General features: G+C 32.8%; 10 protein-coding genes. All 10 read right to left on the minus strand.

Translation table 11 applies throughout. The features are described from left to right. Positions 1–157: 157 nt before the first annotated feature. The 10 genes from E0I61_RS05435 to E0I61_RS05480 all read right to left on the minus strand — a co-directional run bounded on the left by E0I61_RS05435 (position 158) and on the right by E0I61_RS05480 (position 11,314). Positions 158–739, minus strand: a complete 582-nt coding sequence (locus E0I61_RS05435; RefSeq protein WP_132069944.1) for a hypothetical protein — start codon at positions 737–739, stop codon at positions 158–160. 357 nt (positions 740–1,096) lie between these two features. Next, complete coding sequence (locus E0I61_RS05440; RefSeq protein WP_132069946.1) at positions 1,097–2,815, minus strand: ATP-binding protein; 1,719 nt, start codon at positions 2,813–2,815, stop codon at positions 1,097–1,099. Further along, entirely contained in the window at positions 2,808–3,950 is a 1,143-nt protein-coding gene (locus E0I61_RS05445) for an SIR2 family protein (RefSeq protein WP_132069948.1), read from the minus strand. Before E0I61_RS05445 ends, E0I61_RS05440 begins: the two co-directional genes overlap by 8 nt. A 242-nt stretch (positions 3,951–4,192) precedes the next feature. After that, entirely contained in the window at positions 4,193–4,372 is a 180-nt protein-coding gene (locus E0I61_RS05450; RefSeq protein ID WP_132069950.1) for a hypothetical protein, read from the minus strand. A 6-nt stretch (positions 4,373–4,378) separates the two neighbouring features. After that, on the minus strand, positions 4,379–4,957 hold the full coding sequence (locus E0I61_RS05455; protein WP_132069952.1) for a hypothetical protein: 579 nt from the start codon (positions 4,955–4,957) through the stop codon (positions 4,379–4,381). Positions 4,958–4,960: 3 nt separating this feature from the next. Then, positions 4,961–8,194 carry an Eco57I restriction-modification methylase domain-containing protein gene (locus E0I61_RS05460; protein WP_132069954.1) on the minus strand — a complete coding sequence of 1,078 codons (3,234 nt, stop codon included), beginning with the start codon at positions 8,192–8,194 and terminating at the stop codon, positions 4,961–4,963. Positions 8,195–8,340: 146 nt separating this feature from the next. Beyond that, on the minus strand, positions 8,341–9,012 hold the full coding sequence (locus E0I61_RS05465) for a hypothetical protein (RefSeq protein ID WP_132069956.1): 672 nt from the start codon (positions 9,010–9,012) through the stop codon (positions 8,341–8,343). Positions 9,013–9,265: 253 nt separating this feature from the next. Beyond that, positions 9,266–9,787, minus strand: a complete 522-nt coding sequence (locus E0I61_RS05470; RefSeq protein ID WP_317126163.1) for an ATPase — start codon at positions 9,785–9,787, stop codon at positions 9,266–9,268. Between the two features lie 121 nt (positions 9,788–9,908). Continuing rightward, entirely contained in the window at positions 9,909–10,793 is an 885-nt protein-coding gene (locus E0I61_RS05475) for a transcriptional regulator (RefSeq protein ID WP_126515690.1), read from the minus strand. 185 nt (positions 10,794–10,978) lie between these two features. Next, positions 10,979–11,314: a helix-turn-helix domain-containing protein gene (locus E0I61_RS05480; RefSeq protein ID WP_126515689.1), complete on the minus strand. Its 336-nt coding sequence runs from the start codon at positions 11,312–11,314 to the stop codon at positions 10,979–10,981. Positions 11,315–11,821 lie beyond the last annotated feature (507 nt).

The raw sequence follows: 11,821 nt of genomic DNA on the forward strand, positions 1-11,821 counted from the left end.
TTTTAAATAGCAAACATTTATTTTTTATTTCTTATTTGTTATGATAATAAAGTAATGACAAAGAGTGGCTTTATATTCATCCGAAAGAAGTGTTACTGTTTAAAAAGATACCGCTACAGTTTGGGATAGCTTGAAATAAGTATATAAAATATAATAGTTATTTGTTTACTATTACTTTCAGGTTAATGTCTCCGACTTCCTTTAAATAATTTTCGGTTACCCCAAGTAATGTTAAGATACTTTGAGATGTATTCGTTATGGATAAGCTCGGTTGAACTATAAAAACTTCAAAATTCATTGGTTTACTATTCTTAGCTATTGTCAATAATCTTTCTAAATCAGGTTTAGTTCCTTTTTCTAAACGACTTCTTTCCTCACCACTTCTTGTTTTTATTAGTCTACGTAAAAGATGTTCAAAGAATTCCTTTCCTTTTTTATGTTTCCAATGAATAGATTTTTGTGCTTGACCACATACTTCATAAAAGTTGTCTACACGAGTATTCACTAAACCGTCTTTGGCAAATTTCAGATGATAAAATTGTATATCAAGTCTATTATCATACTCTTTAATTGTAATTATATCTGCAATTTCTCCTGAATAATCATCGTCATATATGATATCAAAGTCTTCTTTTTTTAATTCTTGAATAACTTTATACTGAATTGAATTTGTTTGTAAAGGAAGTACTCCTTGTGCTTCTTTACTTAAATCAACTCCTTCCCATTTCCATCCAATCAAATTTTGAATTGGATATGAATTAATTAATTGTTTTAAAACTATGTAGTAATTACCTTGGAGTGCTGAACCATCTGCAAACCAGACGGTAGGGATGTTATATTTGAAATATTCAACTATACCAATTTCTTTGGTACCAATTTTTATAGATACATTGTTTACACTGTGTTTAATTATTCTGGAAACTCCTTCATATTTATCGCCTCTTAATTAACCATCTTCAACTTTACGGAAATATTCTATTGTATTCATATATATAGTTCCATTTTTCGAATAAATCGAGAATGTTTTCTTCATTACCTAATTTTAAAAATACTTTTATTGTGTGTTCCATTAGACATTCGGGAAATAGGATTTAATTTAAAATAGAGGCGTATCTGAATTTGGTCTAATTTCTGGCAAATCTACTTTCAACATAACAGGCATTGGAAAATCAACACCCATTAAAATCGCTTCTCCGGAACCTAAAACTGGTAAAAATGCAAGAGTATCACGGTTTGCTGAGGAACAAGCATTTGCGATAGCCTCTTTATCTTGATGGTTGATTAATCTGTGCGCTATAAAAGTCCCTATTTGACTTAATGTGCCGTTTGGAATATCTCTTGGCATTTGAGTAGCGATACAAAGAAACAAACCGTATTTTCGGCTTTCTTTTGCAATACTGTCAAATGAATTTAATTCAGTTGATTCAAAATATTCATCTTTAACTTTTTTATTTAGAAATTGATGAGCTTCATCAATAAATAAAACTAATGGTTTCTCTTTAAATGATTTTGCTCTAGATTTATTTAATAAATATTTCCCGATCGCGTTAGCCAAAATTTCTCTAGCTTGAAAATTATATGGAACATCTTCAAATCCAATTCGTAAAACATTTAATTCATCATCTTTCAAAAAATCTTCAATTTCATCAATTAAATTAGATTCTTCATCAATATTAAATCCAAACATTTTCTTGAAGCTTTCGGCAGCAAGTAAATTATTTACTCTAATTATTAAGCTAGTACAATTTCCAAAATTTCTTTCGTCTTTTTTGCCCCAATTTGCCCCGTTATCATATACACATTCATTAATGATTTGCCTTGAAAGTTTATTTATATCAAAATAACTGGTATTGTCGTCTTCAATCTCAGTCTTATATTTGAAGTGAGCATTTTTGAATGGTGATGTTTCATTATATTCTTTCACAATAACACCATCTTCAATAATAATATTTTTACCACTTATTGTTAATGTTATTGTTGTTCCATTAATAATAGGATTAAACAAAGCTTGATCCCTCAGTAAACAATGTGAAATTTTTAATGATTTAATTGCTTCAAGTAATATTGGTTGTTGAACTTGACCAGAAGGTCTAAAAAGAACAAAAACATCAGAAATAGTTAATTTTTGATATGGAAAATAAGAGCTTAGGGATATAATAGCCTCCTTTGTCTTTAAATTTTTGTCAAAAGATTTATATTCACCTGTGGGGTCAATAACAATTGCTTTGTTGTTGTTATCAATAATACCTTCGACTAATTTACTAACTGTATAACTTTTACCACCTCCAGCACAATGTCTTCCAAAGATAGCTTGTTGCGATAATTCAACAATGGTAGTTTTGTCATACGTTAAATGTCCTAATTTAATTATTGGTGCAGTACCTAAATTTTCTTTCTTAACACCAAACCCTTTAAAATATCCTTTGATAAATTGAGAGGAACAAATAAAAACTTTTGCTCCAATCATTGGTAAAGAATTTAATCCTTTATCAATATTAGATGGTTCGAAAAGTTCAAAAGATAGTAAGATTTCTATTTTTCCAGTAGGATGAAATTCTTTAGTATTAAATGATTTTTCGCTTAATTCTAATCTTTCTTTTTCAGGCAAACTCAATTCTAATATCTTACCTAGAAAACCATATTTTTCCCCTTCAATAACAACGTAATTACCAACCAAACCTCCTTTTAATTCTTCTCCATAAAAAGTAAACGATTTCATTAATACTGACGACGGAAAATGAACTTTTACATACTGCGGTGTAACTTGGTTTATATAGCCAATAAAATGGCTATGATTGAATGGATTATTACTCATTATTAGTTGTGTTTAAATTGAGAATAATCTTTTTTGCATCTTCTTGATTATATGATTTTAGATCGGGGAAGTGATTGGCAAAATCTTCAAATAATTCATCAACTAAAACAATATTATTATGTTTTTTTGATGCTTCAAAAATTGAAATAAATGTTGCTGATTTTGTATAGATATCTTTATTAACTACCATTAATTGAAAGCCAGGATTTTGTTCTAGTGCCTCAATTATTGCAGTTACTATATGTTTATCGCTAAAACTAAAACCAATGCAAATTAATAATACATTCTCATTTCTTAGGTTTTGTTGAAAACGAGACATCATTTCGAAATATGGTTGCTCATAAGAACTTTCATATTTACTGTCTTTTGGAAAAATCATTAATGAGTTTTCAACTCCATCTTTTTGTATAATTTCATTTCGATCTTTAGTCCAATCAACTGAACCGTGTGGCTTATATAAATGAAAAACTTTTTGAACAAAATTGTCTTCTTCTTTTACTCTACTAGAATTTCTCGAAACAATATCTAAATCAAAATTTCTTCCACTGAATGTTCTTGGATGCGAAAATGAAAAACCATCAATTATTGTAAAGTTCTTTTTTCTACCAGCTTGCTCAAATAAAGTATCATAATTCAATGTAAACACTTTTACTCTTGGTAGTGTAACTTTTCGTTTCGTTATCTTTTCAATGAAAACTGAATGTGCAGCGTTTTCTGGAAGTTTTAAAGTGCAATTGACTTTAATGATTTTTTCAATTTGATTTATTATATCTTCAATATCTAATGCCTTTTGCTCTTCTGAAGGAACATCAGTTACATAATTTCTAGCAATATTTGCAAGAGATAAAAGCTTTTCTAAATTTTTAATATATTTTAAATCAACATCTTCTTCCTTTTCTTTGTACTTGTCATCATATTTTACCAATACACAAAATCTATTCAGAATTGTCTCGGTAATTGCCATAGATACATCATCCCAAAGTTGAGCCAATAATCTTCCTTTTCTTTCCGTTGAAATATCTTCGATAAGGATGTTTTCACCTACACCAACAGATGAACCTGCTCCAGTTAGAATTATTAAATTTTCAAATTGATTGTTTAAAAATTCTGCATACTTCTTTCTCTTTGTAGCCAAAGCATACGCTAGCTTATTTAGATTATCTTCATCTTTTTCAAACTTGTGTATAGCTCCATCGATATAAACATTATAATTAATTAAATCAACAATTTCATCTTCATCAATAGTCTTAATTGTTTCAATTTCAACTGATTTTTTTCAATTGATGTAAATATATTTTCTTTCCATAATAAAGCATTAACTATTTTTTATTATCCCAATCATCTCCATACTTAAAAATAAATAACTAATTATTAGTTCTATTTATCCTCCTCTTTATTAGGTTTGACAATAGGTTTTGGATTTAATGAAAAAGATGGTGTTGGGTTGACACGGCCTGCAGTAATTTTTTGTTCAAAATTGCGATTGGTTTCTATGCCAGTCAATTTCTCCGCTAAGTCTAATAGAATTTTAGTTTTTTTGCTTGTTTCTTCATTCATACGTATTTATTTTTTAGGTGTTGAAGATGGATTAGTTCGTGGCGGTGTTGGATTTGCTCTACCTCTTTTTTCTTCAGTTAGTGGTTTAGGGTTTTGTCTAGGATTATCACTTGGTGATGGTTTTTGATTTTCATTCATTGCGAAAAGATTTATTGATACAAATGTTAATATTAATATTGTCCCTGCTATTAAACTCCAAATGGAAGTTTTATTTAATAGATTAATTGGTTTATTTCTTCTTTCAATATTCTTAAAAATATCTTCATATTTTTCTTCATCAATTTCTTTAATAATCAAATCAGAATCTTCAATTGATTTATGATGAGAGTAAAGGTTTGTAATTAGTGTAAAAACCAATAAAACCAATCCAACCAAATAAAATATTACATACTCAATTTTTACAACTGCTGTTATTTTTTCTAGAAAAGTTAACGAAACAATTATTCCTCCAGAAGCCAATAAATTAATGTATTTTTCAAAATCATCTTGACTCTTGTTTTTATTTTCAATGACAGCGTTCCTATATTCTTCCCAACCATTTTGGGTTGAATTTTCATTTGTTTGTTCTTTATCCTTTTTACTCATCGCTTAACTATTTTCCACAATACTTATTTCTTCTTCATTCAAACCATACAACTCATACACCATTTTATCAATACTTTTTTCGGTGGTATCTATGTGTGATTTTAGGTTTTGGGCTTTGGTTTTGTTTTCTTCAAATATATCCAGCCATTCGAACTCGTCTTTTTTGGTGAGCAATAGCACTTCTTTTTGCTCTGCTTTTATAAGTCCTTTATTCTTTATTTTAATAGCTTTATTCAACTCATTTATAAAACCTCCAAACTCTAAATTGTGCCAGGTCTTTAATTTTTTAGATGGTATTGTACCCAGATTGGAAAACTCTATAAGTTTTAAAAATTTATTAGTTACTTTTTTTTCTTTAAGCTGTAGTTCTCTTAATTCATGTGTCAATTTTTCTAACTCTATCTTTTCTCTTTCATTTGGATATGCAATGGGTATTTCTGCTAAATATTGATAAATAAATCGGAGATAACCCCCACGCACCTGAGGTGATATGCTTTTATAAAAAAAAGTAATCAACTTAGAATTAAGAATTCCTAGTAAAAATAGATCTGCATTTCCAATTATATAAGCAGTGTTCACCAAATAATAATTTTCCTTCTCATCTAACTCGAAATTCCCGCGTTTTGAAATATCAGGTAATAACAATTTAGGTTTGTTAAATTCATCATAGTAGGCGCAAGATCTAAGTTCCCACCAATATTCGCCTTGATCAGATCTTTTAAATGCTTTGTTTTTAAAATCTAACAAATGAAGAGCGATCATAGGGTAATTGCTTGTTAAAAAATCCCAAGGCTCTTGAATTTTACGATTAGCATTTGTCCAACCGTTTGGAATCAAAATCAAATATGTATCTTTAAAATCAACGGCATACCTCTTTATATCTCTACCAGCTAAAAATGGTTTAATTAATTCAATTGATTTCGGATTATTTTTAATTATTTCATCTCGTTTATTCTTATCAATAACAAAAGCCTCATTAAGTCCTGTCTTAATTCCATAAAAGATTTTGGAATCACAATAGTTTGCTAAGTTATTCCCCGTGTTTTTCAATTTTCGTGAAAGGTTACTTATATTTTCATTAACCAATGCCCAAGAATTATCATTAAGATTCTCTTGAATAATATTAAAATGGTTTTGTTCCACATATAAATTTAAATCTGAAAAATTTAAATCTTCAGGTATGGTTACCTTGAAGGAAATGTCAGGTGGTTTTGGAGAAATAGTAATTATACAAGGATAGGCAGCAACATTTTTGAAAACTTCTAAGTCACCAAAGTCAACAATCTCTATAATTCTCTTTTCCCTTAACCAGCTACGTAATGGCTTTGCGTAGTTTGCCTGCATCCATTTGTTAGCAACAATAATACTAAAAACGCCCTCATTTTTGATTAGCTTATCAATACTTAGCTCAATAAAATATGTGTACAAATCCGCCATTCCTTGGTAGGATTTATAATTTTTTTCTAAATATGGCTTGATCTCTTTAAAAAGTTCTTGTCTAACATAAGGCGGATTTCCAATTATCACATCAAAACCTCCTTTTGCAAATACTTCTGGGAATTCCTCTTTCCAGCTAAAAGCTTTGTCTCCAGCAATGGCTTTGCTTTCAATAAGCGAGTTGCCGCATTTGATGTTGTTGTTTAGGCTTGTCAGTTTTCGTTTGGGTTGGGCAGTGCGCAGCCACAAGGAGAGTTTTGCAATCTCGATGCTTTCCTCGTTGAGGTCGACCCCATAGATGTTGTGTTCCAGAATTTGGTTTTCGATGTCGGGAAAGACAAAGAAACCTCCAAAGAGTTGTTTGTTGAGTTCGTCCAGGTAGGCGTGTTCCCTAATCAAGAAATCTAAGGCTTGGTTCAGGAAAGCTCCCGAGCCACAAGCCGGATCACAAATGGTGAGTTGTAACAACCAATCGCGGTAATCCTTGAGTTGCTGGTCCAGTTTTATAATGGTGGTGGTTTGGCGATTCTTGCGGCCTTTAGCATATTCCTCATCAATTATTCCCAGTTCTTGTTTTTTCTCCGTACAAAGTTTACCAATGGTGTTGTCGACTATGTATTTGGTAATGTATTTCGGGGTATAAAAAACGCCGTCTTTCTTACGCTTGGTTTTTTGTTTGTCGAAATCGGTTCCTTCAATTTCGGCATTGACACTTTCGATTTCGTTTAGTGAATGTTCGAAAATGTGTCCCAGAATGTTGACATCTACCTGACTTTCGAAATCATAAGTAGAAAGTTTTAAGGTATGACGGTACAACATTTCGTTGTCGATGATCACGGCATCAAGAATGGTGTCGGGCTGGAAGAGTCCTCCGTTGTAGGCAAAGATTTCCTCTTTCTTGTCGGTGCCTTTGCGTCCGGTATCGAGATAGCCAAAGTATTGTTTGTAGCGATCGTAAAGTGGCATTTCTACATCCAAATCAGCCAATGCTTTCCATTCTTTAAGCACGGTATTAATGGAGTTTGGAGCCAGCAGTCCACGGTCTTCTGCAAAGAGAATAAACAGAAAACGGTCGATCAATTTTTGTGATTTTTGGAAAAGAATCAGTTTAGTAGTCTTTTCGGGTAAATCATTAAGTAAGATGTTAGATCGGTTTTGCTTGACCAAATCCCGGTACAATTCGCGTTTGAATACGGAATAATCCCCATAGAATTTTTTAGTAATGTTTTCTTCTTCCACCACCGAAGCTTCTTTTATGCTGAGTGGTTTGTTGGCCAAGATATTTTCTTTGGCCAGACAGAGGTAGAAGATTTCGAATTCAACGTGGGTGAGGGTAAAAAGGTTGAATTCCTCAAAGTCCACCGCATTGTTGATGTAGAATCTCAACTTTTCGAAATTGGAAGTGATGACATAGATGCAACCCGTTTGGTTGGCTTTGTAATCAAATGCTTGTTGGCGGATGCTTTCGAGGTCTTTTGTATTGGTTCCTTTTAGTTCAATTACACCGAGGGCATTTCCGTCTTTGAGAATAGCGCCATCTACTTTTTTGGCACCTTTTATGTTTTTAAGTTCCGTGGTCAGATTAAAGTTAGCTGCTGGATTTAGTGTGTAGCCCAAAATGTCCACAAATAATTCGCGCAAGAATCCTTCTTGGAATTGTTCCTCCTTACTGTTGCGAATATTTTCCTGAATGGCCGCATTATGAAAATACTTGACGTATTTTTTATAGGCTTTTTGGATTAAGGCAGAATCTTGTTGGCTCAAGTATTTCTTGAGTACGGAGGGCTGAAATAATGACATTGGTAACGCTTTTGTTTGAGAATCTAAAAATACACAATTTGAAAGTAGTGTAAGAATTTTGTTATTAACAAATTAGGTTGATAAATAACACTACTTTCAAAGTTAGAATAGGATTGATTTTTCAAAGTTATGCGGAGTAAATGGGATTACCTTACGGTTTTCCACATTTTGAGAAAATAATTATTTAATTCCACACCGTTTAGATTGTCTAGAAACAATTGAAAATCGTACAATTGAATCAATCCCTCCTTGTTTTCCGGTATTTGTGCCAGTTGTACAAAATTGATGTTTTGGCATAGGGATTTTTCTCCTACAATGTCTTGCATGATGATAAAAATTGCTTGCTGTAACGTCTTTGAATCGCAATACAAATTATAACTTTTTAAAAAAACTACAATGTCTAACTTATGCGATAATTCATTATACTCAACAGGTAAAAAAGTAAGTTCGCTGGCTTTTAATGAAATCTCATGGAAGATATATGGTTCGTCAAGACCATTTATAATTTCGTCAATTCTTTCGGTTGGTTGGATGAATGCGGTAAATTTCCAGTTTTTTAAATGCGGTGCATTGTCGACTAAATCAATTACCTGGTTAAAGTATTCTGGGTTGCCGTTGGCGGTTAAAATTAGCTCGCATTTTCCGTTGGCGGTTTTCGGATATACAATCATAAAGTCAATTTCCTTGCAATAATAACCGAGGTTTTTGTTTATCCAAAAGCTGATGTGTTTTTGGTTTTTAGGGGTTTCGTTGATGAGGTTTTTGATGGTTTGATTGTTGTCTTGGAACCAGTTCCAGAAGGTGTTGATTTTTCTCATTTGTTGTTTTGTTTCAGGTTTAAAGTTTCAGGTTTTTGATTTCTATTTTTTCTTTTTTGCATTGCCCAAAAAAGAAACAAAAAACGCTAGCCCAGGACTGTTCGCCGACCCGCTATTTTCTCAATTCTGAAATCCAACGAACTCGCTTCGCTCAAACAGCGTTGGATTTTTTCAGAATTTTCGAAAAACGGGTGCCCGGCTGCCACAGTCAAAGGGCGGGTTGAACTATGATTGTCAGATGTATTTGTTTGTATTAACGTTTATCCTTTGTTTCTTTATCGAAGGTGATGAGGTTGAACATGGCTCTCATTCTGGAGCGGAGGCGGTTGCCGTAGTTGTTTTCGATTTCGGAGGCGGAAAGGTTGGTGGTAATGTGCGTGATGGATTTATTTTCGACAAACTGTTCATAACGGCTAATGAGTACTTCAGCCATTACGTTGCAGTCGTTGCCGAAGTGTTTGATTTGCTGTTCGGCACCCAAGTCGTCAAAACAATAACCGGTTAGTTTTGATTGATTGGATTGCTTTAGCGTGTAGCAGTTGATGGCCTCAAAGCCATTTTTGGCAAATTCAAACGAGACTTCCCTACATGTTTTGATTTTGTACTCGGATGCATGATAAGCAAAAGGATGTACTAAGTTCATTAGGGATGTTTTTCCGCAACCAATTGAACCTGATACTAAAATGCCTTTTGTTAAGTCTATATTTTGGTTTATGGCTGCTTTCTCGTCTTTTATCATATAAATCAACAATTTGTAGATGGTGGGGTGATCCATTTCACTGATTTGAAACGAACTTCCATAGGTGGTTTTTCCTTGGTTCTCTAGGTATTCGAGACATTTTTGAAAATTATACACTTTGAAACCTTTGTGGACCAAGAAGGTTTCATGGACTGATTTACAATGGTTCGTCATAGTTTTTCTGGGTTGCTGTGTGCAAGTGCATCGGTTTTGGTTGGGCGTTGTAATCGGTTTTTTGGGTGTTAGCAGCAAACTTAGCTGTGTTGAGCATCCAGTTTCTTGCTGCAGCTTTCCAATCTTTCATTTTTGTTTTTCCGCCTATGAGCCAACCAATGCTGGAGTAGTAATTGAAAAATTTATTGGCTTCTATTTGGGAGCTTTCCTTGAAAGAGAAGTATTCCAGTATCATTTCGAGTGATGGCACTGTGGTTTCAAAAAATAAATCGAGTTCAACCACTTTTTCTTTTTTGGCGCAACTTTTTTCTTTTTGCTGCCCGGTCTTCGTTTTTATTTCTATCTCTTTTGGAATTATTATAGGATTCAAATTTTGAACTGGTTGATTTATTAAATTTTTTTCTATATCTATTTTTGTATTGTTTAAATTGTTTTTAACTGTTTGTTTTTTATTATATATATAGAGCTGTTCATTTACCTGTTCAATGACATGTTCATTTTTTGATTCGGTCAAATTGTGAACGGGTTCATTTTTTGAATGGGTTGAGTGTGGTATTTTTGAAATTGTTTTTTCTTTTTCAGAAAAATTGGTCATAATGATGTTGGAGCAAGCGTGTGGATTGAATGTTGGATTGTATACCATAAACCCTAAAAGTTCTAATTCTTTCATGCATTTATGATACGTTGCTTTTGAATTGATCTTGCTGGCTTTCATTATTTCTTCCCTTGAAATGCCTGTTGGATTCTTGAATCGATTTACGTTCCAACATTGGAAAAGTGCCAAATAGAGCGAAATGTGTGTTGGATTTAGGTTGGGTTCATAATTAATTTTATTGAAAAATCCGGTGAGGTGTTTGATGTAGTTCATTTTTGTAGTGAAAAGTGAGTTGTGAATAGTGTCTCTCGACTGCGCTCGAGATGACTGTGAGAAGTGAGTAGTGTCCTTCGACAAGCTCAGGATGACAGTGAGTGGTGAGTAGTAAAAAGTGTCTCTCGACTGCGCTCGAGATGACGAGAAATGATAATTTGATTGCTTCGTTCCTACCAATTATTTTACTTGAAAAGTGTAGGGAGGGCATTTACTTTATTTCCGTTTAAAAGTTTTTCTATATCAGTTTGGTCGTAATACATAATTCCACCGATTTTGGTATAGGTCAGTGTGCCGTTAATGCGAAGGTTTTGTAAAGTACCTGGTGAAATATTTAGCAGTTTCCGGACCTCGTTGGATTTGAGCCATTGTTTCTGCTGGAGTGGTTTGGATTGTATGATTCCTTTTAAATCATTGAGAAGAAGACTTCGAAATTCGTTTAAGTCTTCCATTGTAATTAATTGCTCGCGGTAGATTCTGTTTTTAGTAGCGTTGGTGGAGCTGTTGCTTTCAAGTGCCATAACTTATGTTTTAGGTTGTTATGGTACAAAAGTGTTGGTATTGGTTGATTTTATATCACAAGTGGTTCACAAGTTGTGAAAGAAAAAAGGAGCATTTATTTTGAAATGGTTGTGGTTATTGACTTTTTTTAATAAAAATATAAGAGCGGATATAAGAAGTACGTTTACGTAAGTACTGATTTTTTGTTTGAAGAAATCTTTACTTTTTTCCTTGATGAAAAAAGTAACAATAAAATCAAGCCTGCGTACCCCTGTCGGTCAAATTAGTTTTCGAGTGCTAAAAGAGGCAGCACTCGCTGCGCTCAAACAGCTTTTCTTTTTGCGCATTCTTCAAACATTTGACACTCGACTGCAGCTGCTAATTACGTTTGGGTCTGGTAAATATTAGCGAGTTGGCTAACATATTTAAAATCTTAAACGTCATTTTATATTGCTTTTTTTGGAATAAAATTTATGCCTTGAACTGACGTTTTGAATAATTATACCCAGCGGGTTATATGAGTGAGT

It is taken from the genome of Flavobacterium ranwuense (assembly GCF_004349315.1).
GTDB classification, from domain to species: Bacteria; Bacteroidota; Bacteroidia; order Flavobacteriales; family Flavobacteriaceae; genus Flavobacterium; species Flavobacterium ranwuense.